The sequence below is a fragment of the Pseudomonas sp. GW821-FHT04D07 genome, from assembly GCF_059420225.1.
The window spans coordinates 391535-413352 of sequence record NZ_JBWKTH010000002.1; the positions used below are offsets into that span (position 1 = coordinate 391535).

The 21818-nt window shown below is 62.9% G+C and carries 17 protein-coding genes; 12 read left to right on the forward strand and 5 right to left on the reverse strand.

Annotated elements, in window-relative coordinates; genetic code table 11:
* Positions 1–36 precede the first annotated feature (36 nt).
* The 3 genes from AC07T0_RS05380 to AC07T0_RS05390 form a co-directional block, all read right to left on the reverse strand.
* Entirely contained in the window at positions 37–1119 is a 1083-nt protein-coding gene (locus AC07T0_RS05380; protein ID WP_495000187.1) for a 5-(carboxyamino)imidazole ribonucleotide synthase, read from the reverse strand.
* A gap of 11 nt (positions 1120–1130) precedes the next feature.
* Positions 1131–1622, reverse strand: coding sequence for a 5-(carboxyamino)imidazole ribonucleotide mutase (gene purE, locus AC07T0_RS05385; protein WP_121135587.1), 492 nt, complete (start codon positions 1620–1622; stop codon positions 1131–1133).
* A gap of 387 nt (positions 1623–2009) precedes the next feature.
* Positions 2010–2927: a LysR substrate-binding domain-containing protein gene (locus tag AC07T0_RS05390; protein WP_495000188.1), complete on the reverse strand. Its 918-nt coding sequence runs from the start codon at positions 2925–2927 to the stop codon at positions 2010–2012.
* 181 nt (positions 2928–3108) lie between these two features.
* Between AC07T0_RS05390 and aspA the strand changes: the two genes are divergently transcribed.
* The 7 genes from aspA to AC07T0_RS05425 all read left to right on the forward strand — a co-directional run bounded on the left by aspA (position 3109) and on the right by AC07T0_RS05425 (position 12082).
* The gene (gene aspA / locus AC07T0_RS05395; RefSeq protein ID WP_495000189.1) at positions 3109–4533 is read left to right on the forward strand and encodes an aspartate ammonia-lyase; all 1425 of its coding nucleotides are present in this window, start codon (positions 3109–3111) and stop codon (positions 4531–4533) included.
* A gap of 396 nt (positions 4534–4929) precedes the next feature.
* On the forward strand, positions 4930–6375 hold the full coding sequence (locus AC07T0_RS05400; protein ID WP_495000190.1) for an alanine/glycine:cation symporter family protein: 1446 nt from the start codon (positions 4930–4932) through the stop codon (positions 6373–6375).
* Positions 6376–6508: 133 nt separating this feature from the next.
* Positions 6509–7513 (forward strand): asparaginase, encoded by a 1005-nt coding sequence (locus AC07T0_RS05405; protein WP_495000191.1) that lies wholly within the window; start codon positions 6509–6511, stop codon positions 7511–7513.
* Positions 7514–8104: 591 nt separating this feature from the next.
* A complete protein-coding gene (locus tag AC07T0_RS05410; protein WP_495000192.1) occupies positions 8105–8500 on the forward strand; it encodes a hypothetical protein in 396 nt (131 codons plus the stop codon).
* A gap of 246 nt (positions 8501–8746) precedes the next feature.
* A complete protein-coding gene (locus AC07T0_RS05415) occupies positions 8747–9739 on the forward strand; it encodes an AraC family transcriptional regulator (RefSeq protein WP_495000193.1) in 993 nt (330 codons plus the stop codon).
* Positions 9740–9937: 198 nt separating this feature from the next.
* The gene (locus AC07T0_RS05420) at positions 9938–10969 is read left to right on the forward strand and encodes a histone deacetylase family protein (RefSeq protein WP_495000194.1); all 1032 of its coding nucleotides are present in this window, start codon (positions 9938–9940) and stop codon (positions 10967–10969) included.
* A 12-nt stretch (positions 10970–10981) separates the two neighbouring features.
* The gene (locus AC07T0_RS05425; protein ID WP_495000195.1) at positions 10982–12082 is read left to right on the forward strand and encodes a polyamine ABC transporter substrate-binding protein; all 1101 of its coding nucleotides are present in this window, start codon (positions 10982–10984) and stop codon (positions 12080–12082) included.
* A 190-nt stretch (positions 12083–12272) separates the two neighbouring features.
* Here the strand turns inward: AC07T0_RS05425 and AC07T0_RS05430 are convergent, their stop codons facing one another.
* The gene (locus tag AC07T0_RS05430; protein ID WP_495000196.1) at positions 12273–15638 is read right to left on the reverse strand and encodes a dermonecrotic toxin domain-containing protein; all 3366 of its coding nucleotides are present in this window, start codon (positions 15636–15638) and stop codon (positions 12273–12275) included.
* 86 nt (positions 15639–15724) lie between these two features.
* The gene (pdxR, locus tag AC07T0_RS05435) at positions 15725–17275 is read right to left on the reverse strand and encodes a MocR-like pyridoxine biosynthesis transcription factor PdxR (RefSeq protein WP_495000197.1); all 1551 of its coding nucleotides are present in this window, start codon (positions 17273–17275) and stop codon (positions 15725–15727) included.
* A 90-nt stretch (positions 17276–17365) separates the two neighbouring features.
* On the opposite strand from pdxR, the gene AC07T0_RS05440 reads away from it, so the two are divergent.
* The 5 genes from AC07T0_RS05440 (at position 17366) to AC07T0_RS05460 (ending at position 21804) form a co-directional block, all read left to right on the forward strand.
* Positions 17366–17989: an FMN-binding negative transcriptional regulator gene (locus AC07T0_RS05440; RefSeq protein ID WP_495000198.1), complete on the forward strand. Its 624-nt coding sequence runs from the start codon at positions 17366–17368 to the stop codon at positions 17987–17989.
* 9 nt (positions 17990–17998) lie between these two features.
* Positions 17999–18445: a GNAT family N-acetyltransferase gene (locus tag AC07T0_RS05445; protein WP_495000199.1), complete on the forward strand. Its 447-nt coding sequence runs from the start codon at positions 17999–18001 to the stop codon at positions 18443–18445.
* 17 nt (positions 18446–18462) lie between these two features.
* Complete coding sequence (locus tag AC07T0_RS05450; protein ID WP_495000200.1) at positions 18463–19134, forward strand: GNAT family N-acetyltransferase; 672 nt, start codon at positions 18463–18465, stop codon at positions 19132–19134.
* Between the two features lie 778 nt (positions 19135–19912).
* A complete protein-coding gene (locus tag AC07T0_RS05455) occupies positions 19913–20572 on the forward strand; it encodes a hypothetical protein (RefSeq protein ID WP_495000201.1) in 660 nt (219 codons plus the stop codon).
* A gap of 92 nt (positions 20573–20664) precedes the next feature.
* The gene (locus tag AC07T0_RS05460; protein WP_495000202.1) at positions 20665–21804 is read left to right on the forward strand and encodes an autotransporter outer membrane beta-barrel domain-containing protein; all 1140 of its coding nucleotides are present in this window, start codon (positions 20665–20667) and stop codon (positions 21802–21804) included.
* The last annotated feature ends 14 nt before the right edge of the window (positions 21805–21818 follow it).

The window sequence follows — 21818 nt, forward strand, 5'->3', positions numbered from 1 at the left end:
GCGGCAACCGTAGGTTCCCGCCGGCACTGACTATCTTTATTCGCCGATCAATGCCTCGACCCGCAGGATCTGCTCCTGCAGCGTCGCCTTGTCCGCGCAACGCAGGGTCGCGTGACCAACCTTGCGGCCGACCTTGAAGGCCTTGCCATAGTGATGCAGATGACAATCGGCGATGGCGATCACCTGCGCCACTGGTGGGACTTCGCCGATGAAATTGAGCATCGCGCTTTCGCCGACCTTGGCGGTCGAACCCAGCGGCAGCCCGGCAATCGCCCGCAGGTGGTTTTCGAACTGGCTGCACTCGGCGCCTTCGGTGGTCCAGTGCCCGGAGTTGTGGACCCGTGGCGCAATTTCGTTGGCCTTGAGACCACCGTCGACTTCGAAGAACTCAAACGCCAGCACGCCGACATAATTCAGCTGCTTGAGCACCCGGTCGGCATACTCTTCGGCCAGGGCTTGCAGCGGATGCTCGGTGCTGGCCACGGACAGACGCAGGATGCCGTTGTCGTGGGTGTTGTGCACCAGCGGGTAGAAGCAGGTTTCGCCGTCACGGCCGCGCACGGCGATCAGCGAGACTTCCCCGGTGAACGGCACGAAGCCCTCCAGCAGGCAGGCGACGCTGCCCAGCTCGGCGAAGGTGCCGACCACATCGGCCGCGCTGCGCAGGACTTTCTGACCCTTGCCGTCATAACCCAGGGTACGGGTTTTCAGCACGGCCGGTAGGCCGATGCTGGCGACAGCGACGTCCAGGTCCGCCTGGGACTGGATATCGGCGAAGGCCGGGGTGGGAATCCCCAGGTCCTTGAACATGCTCTTTTCGAACCAGCGATCACGGGCGATGCGCAGGGCTTCGGCGCTCGGGTAGACCGGCACGAACTGCGACAGGAAGGCCACGGTTTCCGCCGGGACACTTTCGAACTCGAACGTCACCACGTCAACTTCGTCGGCCAACTGGCGCAGGTGATCCTGATCGCCGTAATCGGCGCGCAGATGCTCGCCGAGGGCGGCGGCACAGGCATCCGGCGCCGGGTCCAGGAAAGCGAAGTTCATCCCCAGCGGCGTACCCGCCAGCGCCAACATGCGGCCCAACTGGCCGCCACCGATTACACCGATCTTCATCGTCATCAACCTCAGGCGACGCGTGGGTCTGGATTGTCCAGCACGCTGTCTGTCTGTTCTGCACGGAATTTCTTCAGCACGGCGTGGAAATGCGGGTGCTTGGCGCCCAGGATACTCGCCGAGAGCAGCGCGGCATTGATCGCGCCGGCCTTGCCGATGGCCAGGGTCGCGACCGGAATACCGGCCGGCATCTGCACGATCGACAGCAGCGAGTCGACGCCCGAGAGCATCGCCGACTGCACCGGCACGCCTAGCACCGGCAAGTGGGTCTTGGCCGCGCACATGCCTGGCAGGTGCGCCGCACCGCCGGCACCGGCGATGATCACCTCGATCCCACGGGACTCGGCTTCTTCGGCGTACTGGAAGAGCAGGTCCGGGGTGCGGTGGGCCGAGACCACTTTCACCTCGTAGGGGATGCCGAGCTTTTCCAGCATATCGGCGGTGTGGCTAAGGGTGGACCAATCGGACTTGGAGCCCATGATCACGCCAACCAGTGCACTCATCGTCGTGCCTCTTCTCTTGGGCGCCCGCGGGCGCGTCAAAAAACAACAAGCCACGCGGGAGACCGGCGTGGCTTGTCATACGAATCGGGGCCGGGCAAGCCGGCCGAAGGCCGCGCAGTATACCGAAAAAAGTGGGTTAAACGCACCTTTACCGACCATCTGTCGTTTGCCGGATTTCAGCCGCTAAAGGCCGGTTTACCTGACTTTCAGGTCAATCCAAAAACACCACAACCTCATTGTGGGAACGGAGCTCTTGTGTGGGAGCGGAGCTTGCCCGCGAAGAACGATGACGCGGTGTATCTGAAAGACCGCGCCGTCTTCTTCGCGGGCAAGCTCCGCTCCCACAACAGCCCGCCGGCAAGCCGGTTCCCACAGGTTATTCAGCGTTCAGATAGAACCCGGTGCCTGCGCCGCCGCGCCTTCAAGCTTGCGCCACAACAAACGCACGTTGGCCTTGCGCACCAGCGCACAGCGATACAGGCGAATCTCCAGCGGCACATGCCATTGCGGCCCGCCGCACACCACCAGTTCGCCCCGCGCCAACTCGGCCCGGACACTGAGGTGCGGCACCCAGGCAATGCCCAGCCCTTCAAGCGCCATGCTCTTCAAACTGTCGGCCATCGCGGTTTCATAGATCGTGGTAAAGCGCAGATTACGCTGGCGCAACAACAGGTTCACCGAACGCCCGAGAAACGCCCCCGCGCTATACGCCAGCAATGGCACGCTCACCTCGCCCTCCAGGTCGAACAGCGGCTGGCCATCCGGCCCCGTGGCACACACCGGCAACATCTCGGTCTGCCCCAGGTGCAGCGACGGAAAGATCTCCGCGTCCATCTGCAACGCCGCATCCGGGTCATAAAACGCCAACATCAGGTCACAACCGCCCTCGCGCAACGCGTGCACCGCGTCACCCACGTTGGTCGCCACCAGCCGCGTGGCGATATTCAGTCCTTCATTACGCAACTGCGCGATCCAGCGCGGAAAGAAGCCCAACGCCAGGGAGTGCGCCGCCGCCACTTGCATGACTTCGCCCTGCCCGCCTTCCAGGTGATGCAAGTGGCGCACCACCTCGCCCAACTGCTCGACCACCGTGCGCGCCGTCACCAGGAACAACTGCCCCGCCGCCGTCAGTTCGATGGGCGTGCGCGAGCGGTTGACCAGGGTCAGCCCCAGCGCCGACTCCAGGCTGCGGATCCGTCGACTGAACGCCGGCTGCGTGACGAAACGCCGCTCGGCCGCCTGGGAAAAGCTGCGGGTCGCCGCCAGGGCACTGAAATCTTCCAACCATTTGCTTTCGAGATTCATCGGCGCCTCCCACCATGCGCACCATTTTGGTTCACACGTCCGTCATACACAACGCGTCACATCCACATTATGCCGTTTGTGCATAGGGCAGTGCTGAACAGCATTGGCCCAAAAATTCCCTCAAGCCTAGCATTACCAACGTTCCGGCACCGACCGGGTTCTTATCGAGATGATTTCTATCATGTCCTCCGCTGCATCTTTCCGCACAGAAAAAGACCTGCTTGGCGTACTCGACGTACCCGGCGACGCGTATTACGGCATCCAGACCCTGCGAGCGGTACACAACTTCCGTCTCTCCGGCGTCCCGATCTCGCACTACCCGAAACTGGTCGTGGCCCTGGCCATGGTCAAGCAGGCCGCCGCTGACGCCAACCGCGAGCTCGGTCACCTGACCGAAGCCAAACACGCGGCCATCAGCGAAGCTTGTGCCCGACTGGTCCGCGGCGACTTCCACGAACAGTTCGTGGTCGACATGATTCAAGGCGGCGCTGGCACTTCGACCAACATGAATGCCAACGAAGTCATCGCCAACATCGCGCTGGAGGCCATGGGCCACAGCAAGGGCGAATACCAGTACCTGCACCCGAACAACGACGTGAACATGGCGCAGTCGACCAACGACGCCTACCCGACGGCCATCCGCCTGGGTCTGCTGCTGGGCCACGACGCCCTGCTCGCCAGCCTCGACAGCCTGATCCAGGCTTTCGCCGCCAAGGGTCAAGAGTTCAGCCACGTCCTGAAAATGGGCCGTACCCAGCTGCAAGACGCTGTGCCGATGACCCTCGGCCAGGAATTCCGCGCCTTCGCCACCACCCTGAGCGAAGACCTGGCCCGCCTGAAGACCCTGGCTCCGGAACTGCTGACCGAAGTCAACCTGGGCGGCACCGCCATCGGCACCGGTATCAACGCCGACCCGCGTTACCAGCAACTGGCGGTCGACCGCCTGGCAACCATCAGCGGCCAGCCGCTGGTACCGGCCGCCGACCTGATCGAAGCCACCTCCGACATGGGTGCCTTCGTGCTGTTCTCCGGCATGCTCAAGCGCACCGCGGTCAAGCTGTCGAAGATCTGCAACGACCTGCGCCTGCTGTCCAGCGGCCCGCGCACCGGGATCAACGAAATCAACCTGCCGGCACGCCAGCCGGGCAGCTCGATCATGCCCGGCAAGGTCAACCCGGTGATCCCGGAAGCGGTCAACCAGGTGGCGTTCCAGATCATCGGCAACGACCTGGCCCTGACCATCGCGGCCGAAGGCGGCCAACTGCAACTGAACGTGATGGAACCGCTGATCGCCTTCAAGATCTTCGACTCGATCCGCCTGCTGCAACGCGCCATGGACATGCTGCGCGAACACTGCATCGTCGGCATCACCGCCAACGAAGCACGCTGCCGCGAACTGGTGGAACATTCCATCGGCCTGGTCACCGCGCTGAACCCCTACATCGGCTATGAAAACGCTACCCGGATCGCCCGCATCGCCCTGGAAAGTGGCCGTGGCGTACTGGAACTGGTGCGCGAAGAAGGCTTGCTCGACGACGCCATGCTCGCTGACATCCTGCGCCCGGAAAACATGATTGCTCCGCGTCTGGTTCCACTGAAGGCCTGACCTTCAGTGCCGGATTGCAACACGCTCACCAGGTCGAGGGACTAGACACCTCTCACCTTTTGAGGGCCTGAAGGTCACTCTTCAGGCCCTTTTTTTTACAACTGGAAGTGGGAAGAAGGCTCTACCTCGGCCCTGCCCTCACAAGAAATACCCTGCGCTTCGTCGTCTGTCCTACAAACCGGTACAGACGACTGCGGTGCTCATCGGTATAGTGCCGCCCCTCTTCGCGTAAGCGATCCGCGGTACAGCGGCACTGAAACACGCGAAACAACACTAAAAACAACCCGCGAAAGCTCGGGATGAAGTATCGCCAGCCCACACTGCCCAGTGTCATCGGGTGTAACGCGATATTTCAAACGAGCCGCCTTTGCATCAAAAACAGCGAGGAACCACTCCATGCTTGAGGTCATCAACGACTTCCTCTCAGGGAAATTACTGATCGTGCTCATTGTCGGGCTCGGTAGCTACTTCACGATCCGTTCGCGGTTCGTCCAGTTCCGCCATTTCCGTCACATGTTCACGGTCTTCAAAGAGTCCCTTCGCGGTCAAGCAGGCCAACTGAGCTCGTTCCAAGCCCTGATGCTGAGCCTCGCCGGCCGTGTTGGCGCCGGTAACATCGCCGGTGTCGGCATCGCCGTGACCCTCGGCGGCCCGGGCGCCGTGTTCTGGATGTGGGTCACCGCACTGGTGGGCATGTCCAGCAGCTTCTTCGAATGCACCCTGGCCCAGGTCTACAAGCGCGCCGATGGCGACGGCCTGTACCGCGGCGGCCCGGCTTACTACATCCAGCACGGCCTGAAGCTCAAAGGCATGGCGGTGGTGTTCTCCATTCTGCTGCTGGTCACCTACGGCTTCGCCTTCAACGGCCTGCAGTCGTACACCGTCACCCACTCGCTGCAGAACGCCTTCGGCTTCTCGCCGAACCACACCGGCATCGCCCTGGCCGTCCTGCTGGCGATCGTCTTCCTCGGCGGCATCAAGCGTATCGCTTCGGTTTCCGACCTGCTGGTTCCGGTCAAGACCCTGGCCTACATCGGTGTCACCCTGTACGTGATCTTCAGCCAGATCGAACACGTGCCGGCCATGCTGGAAACCATCTTCAAGAGCGCCTTCGGCCTTGACCCTGCGTTCGGCGGCCTGCTCGGCAGCGCCATCGTCATGGGTGTGAAACGTGGCGTGTTCGCCAACGAAGCCGGTCTGGGCAGCGCGCCCAACGTCGCCGCCGTGGCCGCCGTGAAGCATCCGGGCGCCCAGGGCGTGGTCCAGGCGTTCAGCGTGTTCCTCGACACCTTCGTGATCTGCACCTGCACCGCACTGCTGATCCTGCTGTCGGGCTTCTACACCCCTGGCTTCGAAGGTGACGGCATCGTCCTGACCCAGAACTCCCTGGCCGCCGTGGTCGGTGACTGGGGCCGACTGTTCGTCAGCGTCGCCCTGTCGCTGTTCGTCTTCACCTGCATCCTCTACAACTACTACCTGGGTGAAACCAGCCTGCAGTTCCTGACCCGCAACCGCGTCGTGTTGATGGTGTACCGCGCCCTGGTGCTGGCACTGATCGTATGGGGTTCGGTGCAGAATCTGTCGACCGTGTTCGCCTTCGCCGACATCACCATGACCTGCCTGGCTTTCGTCAACCTGATCGCCCTGGCCATGCTGTTCAAGATCGGCCTGCGCGTGATGCGCGACTACGACGAACAACGCCGCGCCGGCGTCGGCCAGCCAGTGTTCGACTCGAGCAAGTTCGCTGATCTGGACCTGGACCTCCAGGCCTGGCCAACCCCGAGTCAAGTAGCGCCACGCGAGCAAGATGCTGTCCAAGGCGTACCTGCCACGCAACGCTGATCGCCCCACCGGACGGTGCCCTGCCGTCCGCCGCGACAGAGATCAACGAGTGGCGCCCTGCCACTTGACGTGACACACCTTGCGCACGCAGGCATGCTGCGGCGCAAGGTGCATTCGTCCAGGAGAACCATCAATGACTTCCGCCTCTTATCCTGCCGCGCAGCACGTCATGGTGCTCTACACCGGCGGCACCATCGGTATGCAGGCCAGCGCCAACGGCCTGGCCCCGGCTTCCGGTTTCGAAGCGCGGATGCGCGAACAGCTCGCCGGCCAGCCCGGCCTGAGCGTGCCGGACTGGCGTTTTCGCGAGATGGCACCGCTGATCGACAGCGCCAACATGACCCCCGAGTATTGGCAGCGCCTGCGCGCGGCGGTGGTCGAGGCGGTGGACGCGCAGCAGTGTGACAGCGTGCTGGTGCTGCATGGCACCGATACCCTGGCGTATAGCGCGGCGGCCATGAGCTTCCAGTTGCTGGGCTTGCCGGTTCCGCTGGTGTTTACCGGCTCGATGCTGCCGGCGGGCGTGCCGGACAGTGATGCCTGGGAGAACGTCTGCGGCGCGCTGCTCGCCTTGGGCCAGGGCCTGGCGCCGGGGGTGCACCTGCACTTCCACGGTGAAATGCTCTCGCCGACCCGTTGCGCGAAGATTCGCAGCTTTGGCCGGCATCCGTTTGCGGCGTTGAACCGCAGCGGTGGCGGGGCCAAGGTGGAAGCTCTGCCGGCCCAGCTGGATTACCGTCAGGGCAAGCAACTGGCGAGCGTCGGCGTGTTGCCGCTGGTCCCGGGCATCGGCGCCGCGCAATTGGACGGCATGATCGACAGCGGCGTCCAGGCATTGGTGCTGGAGTGCTTCGGCAGTGGTACCGGGCCGAGCGACAACCCGGCGTTTCTCGCCAGCCTTGAGCGGGCGCGGGACAATGGGGTCGTGGTGGTGGCGGTCACCCAGTGCCATGAAGGTGGCGTCGAGCTGGATGTGTACGAGGCTGGCAGCCGTTTGCGCGGTGTCGGCGTGCTGTCCGGCGGCGGCATGACCCGTGAAGCGGTGTTCGGCAAGCTGCATGCTTTGCTGGGGGCGGGTCTGGAGCAGGCTGAGGTGCGTCGCCTGGTCGAGTTGGATCTGTGTGGTGAATTGAGCTGATGTAGAAGCCTCACACGGACTTCAGCCTGGCCGAGACTTGTGGTGAGCGGGCTTGCCCTAATGCCGTTCAGCTAAGGCCGAACACGGTCCTTGTGGGAGCAGAGCTTGCTCGCGAAGAGGCCCTTGAGACCGCTAAAAGCTTCGCGGGCAAGCACCGCTCCCACAGGTTAAGTGACGTTTTTAATGTCCCATCCCCCTTAACTGAACAGCATTAGGGCTTGCCACAAGACCGCGCGCGACTGCAAATTTCCGTCACTGAACGGCACCCATACCAGACAAATCGCTTTTTCTTGAGCGACATTTCCTAGAAAATCCCAACGCCTTGCGCCTGTCCAGCCACGTGACTAGTCTTCGTTCGTCACTGCCCCATTGCAGTGAACGGGTTTAGCAGCTCGTGTCCAATAGGCGCACAACGCCTCCATTTTTCATGGCCGGCGTTTTTAATGCCCCCAGGTTTATGGTGGCTGTGCGTGGGGCACCTTAGGGTGCGCCGGTTTCCTATTGGCCGGTCTGCTAACCCGCGTACAGCTGCCACCCCCATCGTTTAGCAGCGATTGGTGTCGGCTCCCATGCGCCAATAGGAGTTACATCATGGACAAGCTAATCCCCGATCCGCCCAGCAGAGCCGCCCGCGCCCGGATCACCGCCATTCTCAAGAAAGCCAACGCCGACCTCTTGCAGGTGCTCAACAGCCAGCGTTACCAACCGCCGTTGCTGGCCGCCCTGAAAGAAACCGCCGCCCGCCCGGGCAGTGTCAACGACGGCCGTCACCTCTCGCTGTTCAACGTGCAGGAAGGCATCAGTGCCGAGCAGGCGCTGATCCATGTCTCGCTGATGTTGCGCTGCGCCGAAGAAGTCTCCGATGAAATCACCGAATACGGCAGCGGCGTCGAGCGAGGGCTGATCTGGTCGATGATCCATTCGGTGGAAATGGCCCGGGCGGTGGTCGATGCGTTGCTGGCCGGGTCGCAGCCGACCCCGGCCTGAAACGCCCCCTCCTAGCTTTTGTGGGTGCGGAGCCTGGAGCCTGTGTGGGAGCGGAGCTTGCCCGCGAAGAAGACGCCGCGGTTTTTCAGAGATACCGCGTTATCGTTCTTCGCGGGCAAGCTCCGCTCCCACATCCCCCCCCTCAAACTCTTCCACACCCAGAACACCGAAGGGGCCGCTCTGCATTTATCAGCCGGCGGCACACAACTTGCTCGACTCCCCTACCCCCCAAGGACGGCATCGAGCATGCTCCACTCCCACCTCACCACCCTCAATGCGGTTTCCCTGGTGCTCAACACCTTCCGCGACAAGGGCTTTGCCAGCGACGCGCTCCTGGCCGGCAGCGGTATCAGCGCCGCCGACCTGAGCCGCGCCGACACCCGTATCACCACCAACCAGGAAATGCAGGTGTGCGCCAATGCCGTGGCCCTGCGCCGGGAAATCGGCCTGGAACTGGGCCGGCGCATGCATGTGTCGGCCTACGGCATCCTCGGCTATGCCCTGCTCACCAGTGCCACCTTCGGTGACGCTTTGCGCCTGGCCCTGCGCTATCCGGCGCTATTGGGAACACTGTTCGAACTGAGCCTGGAAACCGACGGCGAACGGATCTGGTTCACCGCCGCGGACTATCGGGAAAGTCCGCAGTTGGCGGTGTTCAACGCCGAGCTGTGCCTGGCCTCGCTGAAAGTCATCTGCGACGACCTGCTCGGACACCCACTCCCCTTGCTGGCAGCACGCTTCGAGCACGAGGCGCCGGACTACCAGGCCGACTACAACGACAGCTTCGACTGCCCGTTACAGTTCTCGGCCAGCAGTAATGCGTTCGCCTTCGACCCACACTGGCTGGAGCAACCCCTGCCCCTGGCGGACGCCATTACCCACCAGGCCATGGCCGAGCGCTGCCGCAAGCACAACCTGGAATTCACCGGTCGCCAGGCCTGGCTGGGACGCATCCGTCACCTGCTCGCCGCGCAACTGCATACCGCACCGGGCCTGGAAGGCCTGGCCGAACAGATGAAGTGTTCGGCCCGCACCCTGCGCCGGCATCTCAACGACCTGGGCTGCAGCTATCAGGAGCTGCTCGACGAGTTACGCTTCGAACGGGCCAAGCAGTTACTCGGGGAGGGTCAGCTACCGATTCACCGCATTGCCGATGAACTGGGCTTCAGCGAAACCGCCAGCTTCCGCCATGCCTTCGTGCGCTGGAGTGGGGTCAGTCCGAGCCAGTTCCGCCCCTGAATCCCCCCAGGCCACGCCAACAACGCCCGACCAGGACTGCGTGTTGCGCCCCCAAAAAGGGTCCTTACGCCCCGTTCAGGGGCGAAATCAGGACACATTTTTTGGCCATATCAATCCCCTTTTGGCCGCTCCCGCCGTTCTCCCAAAAGCACCAGGCATCAAGAATGACGCCACGCCCACGCTATCGGAGAACAATAAATGCTGACGGTCTATACGGACGATCACCACCTGCACCACGGCCGCTGCGAGCTGATCGACGGACAATTGATGCCCTGCTTCGAAATGCCTTCGCGCGCCGACCACGTGCTGGCCCGCGTGCACCATCAAGCCCTGGGCCCGGTGCGCGAACCGGAGGACTTCGGTCTGGAGCCGATCCGCCGCGTGCACGACGAGGCCTACCTGACCTTCTTCAAGGGCGCCTGGGACCGCTGGGCCGAACAAGGCCATGACGGCGACCTGCTGCCCTTCACCTGGCCGGCCCGCACCCTGCGCCGGGTTATCCCGAAGAACCTGCACGGCGAACTCGGTTACTACAGCTTCGACGCCGGCGCCCCGATCACCGCCGGCACCTGGCAGGCGGCCTATAGCGCGGCCCAGGTCGCCCTTACCGCCCAGGCCGAAATCCAGCGCGGCGCCCGCAGCGCCTTCGCCCTCTGCCGTCCGCCGGGACATCACGCCGCCAGCGACCTGATGGGCGGTTATTGCTACCTGAACAACGCCGCCATCGCCGCCCAGGCCTTCCTCGATCAGGGTCATAAGAAGGTCGCGATCCTCGACGTCGACTACCACCACGGCAACGGCACCCAATCGATTTTCTACGAGCGCAGCGATGTGCTCTTCACCTCGCTCCACGGCCACCCGGAAGCCGAGTTCCCGTTCTTCCTCGGTTATGCCGACGAGCTCGGCGAAGGCGCTGGCGAAGGCTTCAACTTCAACTATCCGCTGGCCGCCGGCACTGCCTGGGACCAATGGAGCGCAGCGCTGGAACAGGCCTGCGGCGAGATCGAACGCTATGCCCCCGATGTGCTGGTGGTTTCCCTGGGCGTGGACACCTTCAAGGACGATCCGATTTCCCAGTTCAAGCTCGGCAGCCCGGATTATCTGCGCATGGGCGAACGCATCGCCCGCCTGGGCAAGCCGACGCTGTTCGTGATGGAAGGCGGCTACGCGGTAGAAGAAATCGGCATCAATGCCGTGAACGTACTCGAAGGTTTCCAATACGCTCAATGAGGAATTAGAAGAATGAACAAGCTCAAGCGTCTGATTGCCCCAGCCCTCTGCGCCGCCGTGCTCGGTACCGCGGCCCACGCCGAGGAACGCACCCTGCGGGTCTACAACTGGTTCGACTACATCACCCCCAAGGCCCTGGACGATTTCAAGGCCCAGAACAACCAGGTCAAGCTGGTCTACGACATCTTCGACACCAATGAAGCGCTGGAAGCCAAGCTGCTCACCGGCAACTCCGGCTATGACGTGGTGGTACCGTCCAACGTGTTCCTGGCCAAGCAGATCGAAGCCGGGGTATTCCAACCGCTGGATCGCAGCAAGTTGCCGAACTGGAACCACCTCGATCCCAAGCTGATGAAGCTGATCGAGGCCAACGACCCGAGCAACAAGTTCGCCGTGCCCTACATGTACGGCACCATCCTGATCGGCTTCAACCCGGACAAGGTCAAGGCGGTGCTGGGCGACCAGGCGCCGGTGGACAGCTGGGACCTGATCTTCAAGGAAGAGAACATCAGCAAGCTCAAGCAGTGCGGCGTCGCCCTGCTCGATTCGCCCTCGGAGATCCTGCCGCTGGCCTTGCAGCACCTGGGCCTGAACCCCAACAGCAACAACCCCAAGGACTATGAAAAAGCCGAGGCGCTGCTGCTGAAGATCCGTCCGTACATCACCTATTTCCACTCGTCCAAGTACATGGCGGATATCGCCAACGGCGACATCTGTGTGGCCGTCGGTTACTCCGGCAGCTTCTCCCAGGCCGCCAACCGCGCCAAGGAAGCCAAGAACGGCGTGGTGGTGGACATGCGCCTGCCCAAGGAAGGCGCGCCGATCTGGTTTGACATGCTGGCGATTCCCAAAGGGGCGAAGGATCCGGAAGATGCCTACACCTTTGTCAACTACCTGCTGCAACCCCAGGTGATCGCGCCGATCAGCGACTTCGTCGGCTATCCGAACCCGAACAAGGACGCCACCGAGATGGTCGACCCGGCGATCCGCGGCAATCCCAACCTGTACCCGACCGAAGCGGCGATGAAGACGCTCTACACCTTGCAGCCGCTGGAGCAGAAGGCCGAACGGGCACGCACGCGGGCCTGGACCAAGATCAAGTCCGGGACCTGAGTGTTACCCTCGGCTCGCCCCAGGAATCGGGGCTTGCCGGTCTTTCGCGGTGAAACAGCGTATCGGTGGGAGCCCGGCTTGCCGACGATGGCGTGCGCAAGGCCAGCGCACGGCTCAAGGACCTCTTCGCGGGCAAGCTCCGCTCCCACACAAGCCGGCTCTCGCAAGGACCACTTGTATCTACCCGCCATCAGCTATTCGGCGCCAGGAATAACGCCTCTGCCGACTTGATATCGATCTTGCCGCGCCAGATGGGATCGACTTTCGCGTTCTCCGTCGCCTGGGCTATCTGAAAGTTGAGTCCCTTGGAACGTTGCGCGAACGTCTTGAGGTGCGCCGCGGAAAAAGCTTTCGCCGGGGTGGTCGCCGCCGGGTAATGGAAATGCGCATACCACGTCGGCACACCACCCCTGCCGCGAATCTCATACTCTTCAAAAAAGTCAGCACCCTTGCCTTGGGAAATATCCCGGCGGTCCCCCAGCTTGCGGATGATGACTTGTTTCTGCTCCTTGAGAAATTCGACCGCGGACACTGTCGGCAAGCCTTTTTTGCTCAGTTCGATCCGCAAACTCAGACCCCGTTCGGCCAAAGTGGCTATGGCTTGCTCCAATTCGGCGATCAGCGACCGGGGTGATTTTGAAAGCCCACGGGTAAACTCGCTCAGCACCTCCAGGAGTTCGGCAAAAGGCTGCGACTTGATCCTGAGCAGGTCTTGTATATCCCGGGGAAATTTCACGACACCCGCGCTGCGATCAGCATCAGCCAGCACCGCAGGCAGGTTCGCCAACAGGTCGCGCGCTTTCTTCTCCAAGGACTTCAGCTTCTTCGCCGCCCGCACACTCAACTCCCCGGCGCCGCCCAGCAGGCGCAGGCCACGGTCCAACTGCCAGCCTCCCGCGCCGTCGCGCCTGATCCAGGGCCCCTGCAGTGACGGCAACCGGTCATCGACGATCACCACCCCTTCGAGTTTGCGCGACACGCGAAACCAGGCGTCGTCGATACAGGCATAGAACAGCTCATCACGCTGATACAGGCCTTGCCATTCTCCCGAGGCCAGCAAGGTGCCTGGAGGATCGAGCTTGGGCCGCTTGAACTCTTCAAGCCGGGCCAGCCTGGAGACCGACAACCCCCCTCCCAAGGGGGTCGAAGCCACCACCAACTGGCTCGGGACACTGGCGGCCGGCTCCTTGTACACGGCGTTGTCAATGAGGGTTGGGGAACCCGTGACACCGCCAGTAGCCCGCCCCTCAACCCTCGGCGGTTCGCGGTGATACACCAGGACCACCGCCAGGTTGAGCAAGACATCGGCAAACGCTACCCAGGGGGGTGACGCATTCGGATCGCTGAAGGTCTTGAGGCTGGACGCCAATTGCACGAGCAACCCGACGCCGATCAGCGGTGCGGGTGTCAGGGGCAGCGACAGGTTGAACAGCGCCCATCCCAGATCGCTGAAACGGTTCCAGCGCTCTTCGGCATTGGACACGGAGTCCATCTCGGCGCGCGCGATCAATACCTCGACGGTGGCGGCGAACAGCGCCGCGCCAAACGACCCGGACAGCTCGGTGGTATCGAGCGAAACCGGATCAGGGCTAGCGGGTATATCCCAATCGGAAACGATCACCCGGCCCAGATGCGGTTCCTCGAAGCCACCATTCTCATAAATCGAGCGGCGCGCGCTATCCAGGCCATTGAGGACCGACTGCTGCAAGGGGCCCGCCTCCTTGATCGCACTCAACACGCCGTCCAGTGACGGAAATTCGCGCAACGGCCTGTCGGCACCAGGACAACACAAGACCTGTGGGCCCTGGCCCGGCGCCCGCGGTCCGAGCACAAACATGTTGCACACCCGGTCCGCCGAGGCATCGGAGTGCGTCAGGAAAGCCAGGGGCCTGGCCACAATCCGCTGCCCCAGGACCTCATGAACACCGACATCCTGCGTCACCACCGCCTCGACATAAAGACGGGCGGTCTCCGTCAGTTGCCGGGTAAGCTGCAGCTCCAGCGCCACCATCGGCAACAGGACGCGCAGGTAGTCGGTAAAAAGCTGCTGCTGCCGTGCGCGCTCGACCTGGTCGCGCTGCAAATTCTGCTTGAGCTCCTCAGGATAGGCCTGGCCGATATCGGCATCGCTCACCGCCGCGCGCAGCGCTTCATAGGTCATCCAGGCCGGTGCCGTTTGCCCCTGGTAGTGAACCTGTGCGTCATTGGAAAGCGGAAAGGCCTTGAGGTTCTTCAGCGCCAGGTCGACGTAGTCATGGGTCTGCGGCTTATCGGAAAAGCCTACCGGCATGACACCATCACCCATTATTACCGCGCTACTCACGATAGCCGTCAGGGTCACGCTGATGTCGCTGGCCGACAGGGTCGCCGCCTCTGGATGCTTTTTCCGCAAACTCCGCTGCAACGACTCGCCGGCAAAGGTGAGGATGTCGGGAATACCATCGAGAAACGTCTTGCCGGCGTGACCTCGATACAGGCTCGCCAACGCGGCCACGTAACGTCCGTAGAGTGTGCGACTCGACGACGAGGCATTGCGCAACCATTTGGGGAGCAGGTCACGTAGTTGCCCCAATTTCGCTTCGTGGCCGGAACGGAAGGCCCCGAACACCGCCTGCAACCCGCTCAGCTCGAGCAGACGATGCTCGAGGGCCGTCGGATCGCGATAGTCACCTGGCTTGAGGCTGGCAATGGCCTCCAGTTGCAGCATCAGCAGGCTCACGGCCAGGGCGTCGAAGGCATGCGCATCGGGAAGGTAGTTGCTGATCCTGAGGACCTTCCCACCCCAGGCCGCGGACAGACCGTCCAACTGCGCGGCCGAGGAATCAAACGCTTCGATCCCGCCGAACAATGTGTAACGCAACACGATCTCGCGCTTGCCGACCCAACGGCTCATCACCAACGTCAGGAAATGCCCGGAAACGCCAATATCGCTGATCGGAATGCTGACCTGCGTGCAGTCATTGCCGAGCGCGGCGCGGCGCGCGTGCGGGTCGGGGTAGTCGAGCAGCGCCTGCACCGTGTCCCGCTCATCGCCCGTCAGCGCGGCGCCGGCCTGGCGCAATTGCGCCGCGATAAAGTCGGACAGCCGCTGCCAGGGCGCGACACCCGCGCCCAGCGGCGAACTCCAGAAATCAACCAGGGCCTGTTTGTACGCCTGCAACAGCAACGGCGCCCACTCATCCAGGAGCGTCTCGGTCGTGGCAAGGGCCAGGGACAGTTGCTGTGGATGCTCGGCGCCCGGGTAGAGCGTCAGGTAACTGTCTGCCGGATGAACCAGCGCCTTCTCGCCCAGGAAGCGTTCGATCAACAGGTTCGCCAGGGGCAGGATTCCGTATTCCACGCCATCGCTTTTACCCGGGTCCGGCACCGGATGGATAAACGCGGCCTGGGCAAGCCGCTCGCCCAGCAGCGGGTATTGGTCCTCCAGCATGTCGCGGACCAGGCCGGGCGCTACGCTTTCCAGGGTCGGTCGTTGGGCAAAACAGTCACTGAGGGTGTAGACCAGCGCCGCCTGTTCGCTTTCGCTCAAGGCCGTGCCGGGCAGAAGGGAAGACATGTTCATTTATCCTGGTTTCGGGCTCAGGGAATAAATAAACATCGACCGCGCACTGGCCTGCGGTAACCGGTTACCACCCGGTGCGACTACGGCTTCCAGACCTTGCGCAAGCGTTCCAGCGCCGACTCGATATCCACCTCGGGGACCGCCGCAAACCCCAACACCAACCCGGCGCGCTGGTCTTCGGGCGGCGTGGGCTGGGTTATCCAGTAGCTGCTCAAGGGACTGATTTCAACCCCGACGCTCGAAGCCAGCGCAATCAATTCCCGCTCGCGCGCCAGGCTCGCCACGGGCACCGTCAGGTGCAACCCCGCCGCCACCGCCGGCAGATGACCACAACCCGGGACATCCACAGGCCAATGGGCCAACAAGCTGTCACGCCGACTCAGGGCGGCGCGGCGCATGCGCCGAATATGCCGCTGGAAGTGCCCGGCGGCCATGAACTCGGCCATCACCGCCTGGGTACTGACTTCCGAGTGCCGCATATCCAGCGCGCGGCGCTGGGAAAAAGCCTCGACCAGCGTCGGCGGCAGCACCAGATAGCCGAGACGCAACGCCGGAAAGGCAATCTTGCCGAAAGTACCGACATACAGCACCCGCCCCTGCCGATCCAGGGCCGCCAAGGGCGCCAACGGCGCGCCGCTGTAGCGGTACTCGCCATCGTAATCGTCCTCGACGATCCAGCCGCCGCTGCGCTCGGCCCAGGCCAGCAACTCCAGGCGTCGCGCCAGGCTCATGATCACGCCGGTGGGGTATTGGTGGGAGGGGGTCACATAGACCAGCCGGCAGTCCTGCAATTGCGCGAGTTCGGCGCAATCCAGCCCTTCGTTGTCCACCGCCACGCCATGCAGATGGCCCCCCGCCACCGCGAAGGCCAAACGCGCCGCGCGGTACCCGGGGTTCTCCACCGCCACCCCATCGCCCGGGTCCACCAGCAACTGTGCACAAAGGCTAATGCCCTGCTGTGCGCCACTGGTGATCACAATTTGCTCAGCCGTGCAGGACAGCCCCCGCGAGCTGCGCAAGTAAGCCGCGATCAGGCCCCGCAAGCGCTCTTCCCCCGCGGCCTCGCCATAACACAACAGCTGCAGGTCCGGTTTGCGCCAGAAAGCCGCCTGCAGCTTGGCCCAAACGCCAAAGGGAAACAGGTCAAAGGCCGGGACGCCCACCCGAAAAGCCCGCGGCGGACCGCTCGGTGGCTTGTGCATCGGGTTGCTCTCGATGCGCTCCATGGCCAGATTGTGGATAACTTTACTGGATGTAACCCCAGCGGTTTCACCCGACTTTGTGGATAACCCTGTGGGTAAGCCTGTTGAAAACCCTGTGGATAGTTTTGTGGACAACTTTTTGATCGGCAGGGCTTTTTCCGGCAGTTGCGCGACGTAGGTGCCATCACCGATCCGGCCTTCGATAAAGCCCTCGGCGTACAGCTGGTCATAGGCCCGTACCACGCTGTTACGGGAAATCGCCAGGGCGATCGCCAGGTCGCGACTGGCCGGCAAACGGCTGCCACTGGCCAGGCGCCCATCCAGCACCCGCAGGCGCAAAGCCTGATAAAGCTCGCGACTGAGCCCCTTGGCCGGGTCAAGCTGAATCCCGGCAGGGTCGAACGGCAGGGGCAACGATGGACTGCGCATGGTATTGGACCTATGAAAATTGCCAGTAATGGCTCTTACAACCAACCAATAGCCTGCCTAGGATGCAGGTATTCGCCAAGGAAAATTTTCATGTACACACCCAGCGCCTTTTCCGAACAAGACCTGCTCACCCTGCAGCAACATATTCAGGGCACTCGCCTGGCGACACTGGTCAGCCATGGCAAGCTGGGCCTGCAAGCCATCCACGTGCCGCTGCTGCTGCGCCCCGAGCAAGGTCCCAATGGCACGCTCTACGGCCATCTGGCCCGGGCCAATGCGCAGTGGCAGGAACTGGCCGAGGGCGGCGAAGTCCTGGTGATCTTCCCGGGGGCCGATGCCTATGTCAGTCCGGCGTTCTACCCGGCCAAAGCCGAGCACGGCAAGGTCGTGCCGACCTGGAACTATGTGGCCGTGCATGCCTACGGCCAGGCCGAGGTGTTCGACGATGCCGAGCGCCTGCTCAACCTGGTCAGCGCCCTGACCGACCGGCATGAGGCGGGCCGGGACAAGCCGTGGAAAGTCGCCGACGCCCCGGCGCCGTACATCGACAGCATGCTCAAGGCGATTGTTGGCTTTGCCCTGCCGATCCAGCGCCTGGAAGGCAAACGCAAGCTCAGCCAGAACCGCAGCGCCGCCGACATCGCCGGTGTACAACAAGGGCTGGCGGCCAGCGCCGACAGCCAGGACCAGGCCCTCGCCCACTTGATGCGTTAAGGAGTCACCATGAGTACCATCGAAATCCGTCCGGTCAGCGCCGCCGACCAAGCCGTCTGGCGCCCGCTGTGGCAGGCCTACCTGAAGTTCTACGACACCGAGCTGCCGGACGCGATCTACCAGTCGACCTGGCAACGCCTGCTCGACCCGGCCGAAACCACCAACGCCGCTCTCGCCTGGCGCGATGGCAAGGCCGTGGGCCTGGTGCATTTCATCTACCATCGGTCGAACTGGAGCGTGCAGGACTCCTGCTACCTGCAGGACCTGTTCGTGGCCCCAGGCCAGCGCGGAACCGGACTGGGACGACTGCTGATCGAACATGTCTATGCCACGGCGGCCGAGGCCGGTTGCAGTAAAGTGCACTGGCTGACCCACGAGACCAACGCCACCGCCATCCAGCTCTACGAGCGGATTGCCGAGCGCCCCGGTTTCATTCAATTTCGCCAAGCGTTGTAAGCGTTGAGGAAAGCGTCATGTCGACATCCGTAGCAAACTGGAAAGGCGCGCCGGCACCTTCGGCCCAGCGTCTGGAGGGACGTTTCATCGTCCTGGAAAAACTCGACCCGGCCCGCCATGGCGACAATCTCTGGCAAGCCCTGACGGGCCCCGGTGCCGACCCCAAGCTCTGGGACTACCTGCCTTACGGCCCCTTCCCGGAACGCAGCGCCTTCAATGACTGGCTGAGCAACCACGCGACCAATAGCGATCCGTATTTTTTCAGCGTGGTCGACAAGGCCAGCGGTGAAGTCCAGGGCATCCTCAGCCTGATGTCGATCGTCCCGGCGCAGGGTCGCATCGAGATCGGCCACGTCACGTTCGGGGCGCCGATGCAGCGCTCGCCAAAAAGTACCGAGGCGGTCTACCTGCTGGCCAAGGAAGTCTTCGCCCAGGGCTACCGCCGCCTGGAGTGGAAGTGCAACAACGACAACGCCCGCTCGCGTACGGCGGCCGAGCGCTTGGGCTTCAGCTTCGAAGGCGTGTTCCGCCAGCACATGGTGGTCAAGGGCAAAAATCGCGACACGGCGTGGTACAGCATCCTCGATTCGGAATGGCCGGCGGTGAATGCTGGATTCGAGCGCTGGTTGTCGGAAGAGAACCTGACCGCGACCGGGCAAATCAAGACTCTGGTCGAGTGCCGGGGTTAAGCGGACAACCTGAAAGTGCAGTGCCCCTCGGTCCGAAAATACGGTGGCTGACACCTCAGCCACCGTAAGACCACCCAGTCACAAACGCGCCTCTAATCGTCGGCGGACCGGTGACATATCTCGCAAAAGACAGGTAAAAAGCCCGACATTTATCGACTACATGGATAGATACATTTCCGCCTCGATTTATTCCGAGGATGAAATGGAATGTCCCCCAAACAGAATCTTCTTTCGACAGCCGTCACATTGGCGTTGATCAGCACCCTTTCCCAACAGGCACATGCCAATCGTGACCAGGATGGCTCTGCGTGGAGAGCCGCGGGTACACCCCGTAACGCTGTAGAGCCGTTGGATGCAGCAGGACTGCCAATACCGAGCCCTGGGCAGAAATGGAAAGAGATCGATAAAAACGATTCTGAGTGGAAGAAAGAAGATCCGGGAACTCACTTCAAGGTATTCAGAACGCCGTACTCGCAGATTCCCGGCGCCCCCCATCTAACGACCGCCGATGGTGAATTCCGTACTCGTGATGGGAAGCTCACGGCTCGACCGATCCTTATAAAAAAGGATAGTTCAGGAAGAGAGTCTTATTACATGAGCGTACCTTGCTCGGGTTCGCAATGTAATACCCCCAGCACCTCTGACAGCAACATGCCCAAGGATTCACCCGGAATCCAAGGACCGCAAGGCGAGCGCGGAAGCGACGGTGCGACCGGTCCTCAAGGGCCGCGAGGCGAACGTGGGCAGGATGGCGCGACCGGCTCTCAGGGACCACAAGGTGAACGCGGGCAAGATGGCGCGACCGGTCCTCAAGGACCGCAGGGCGAACGCGGACAGAATGGTGCGACCGGGCCTCAAGGGCCGCAGGGCGAACGCGGACAGAATGGTGCGACCGGGCCTCAAGGGCCGCAGGGCGAACGTGGAAACGACGGCGCGGCGGGACCTCAAGGACAACAAGGCGAACGCGGACAGGATGGCGCGACCGGCCCTCAGGGACCGCAAGGCGAGCGCGGAAATGACGGAGCAGCGGGTCTTCAAGGGCCGCAAGGCGAACGTGGAAACGACGGCGCGACCGGTCCTCAAGGACCGCAAGGCGAACGCGGACAGGATGGCGTGGCTGGTCCCCAAGGACCGCAAGGCGAACGCGGAAACGACGGGGCGACGGGCCCTCAAGGTCCGCAAGGCGAACGCGGACAGGATGGCGCGATTGGCCCTCAAGGACCGCAAGGCGAACGCGGAAACGACGGGGCGACAGGTCCTCAGGGACCGCAAGGTGAACGCGGACAAAATGGGGCGACTGGCCCCCAAGGACCGCAAGGCGAACGCGGCCAAGATGGTGCGACGGGGCCTCAAGGTCCGCAAGGCGAACGCGGGCAGGATGGCGCGGCTGGGGCTCAGGGACCACAAGGCGAACGAGGTCAGGACGGCGCTGGATTAAGCCCCGAGCAACTGGAGGAAATCGCCAAACACGGGCAACGCCTCGACGAACTCGAAAAACAGCAGAAGAACCAACAAGCTCAGCTCGACAATTTGCCGCCACGAAATATCCAGGCGGATGAGCCAAAGGCCGGCCAAGGCGGCAATGTCAGCCGGCCAATCCCCCGCCTGGTCGAGTCGCCACTGCTCAAAGCCTGGAACAGTCTGACCCCGGTGGCGAAGCGGGAGGCGCGGGTGCAGCTTTCCGGGGCGGCCAATGCCAACCTGGGCCGGGCCACGCTCAGCGGTACTGGCCAAGTGAGCAACAGCGCCCTCGCGGCCATGCGCCAGCTCGGCAACGGCATGCTCGCAACGCAAGGCAACACGCCCGGCCAGGTCTCGCTGGCAGGACGCTCGGAGATCAAGCCCGGTGACAGTCGCCTGTGGGTCCAGGCCCTGAACAACGCCAGCAGCTTCGATCAACCGCAGGGCCAGAAGGCCTTCGGACAGAACACCCGAGGCGTGGTGATGGGTGTCGACTGGGCCCTGGACGATGAATGGCGCATGGGCCTGTTGGGCGGGAAATCGCTGTCCAAGCATAAAGGCGATCGCTTCGAAGGCGACCTGGACAGCTGGCATGTCGGCACCTACGCCGTGCACCAGAGCGGGCCGCTGGCCTTGCGCCTCGGTGCGGTCCACAGCCAGCACTATGGCAAGACCCAGCGCAACGTGGAGTTCGGCGGCTACAAGGACCGTCTCACCGGCGACTACGGCGCCAACAGCCAGCAGCTCTTCGGCGAACTCGGCTACAACCTGGGCAGCGGCAGCCTGAGCGCCGAGCCTTTCGCCAACCTCGGTTACCAGCGCTACTCACGCAAGGGTTATACGGAAAAAGGCGGCGAAGCCGCACTGAAGGCCGATGCCCAGACCCAGGACAACTTCAGCACCACCCTGGGCCTGCGCACCACCAGTATCAAGTACATGGACAACAAGATGAGCCTGGCCCCGCGCCTGAGCGCGGGTTGGAAACATATGTACGGCGCCATCGACAGCACCAGTACCCAGACCCATCAGGTGACCGGCAACACCTACAATACCAAAGGCGTGGCCCAGGATCGCGACAGCCTGGTGGTCGAAGCCGGACTCGACCTCAACCTGTCGGCCAAGCACTCCATCGGCGTGAGCTACAACGGCGAGGTGGGTAACAACAGCCGCACCCACGGGATCATGGGGCAGTGGAAGATGAGTTTTTAATCCCTTGGATGCGC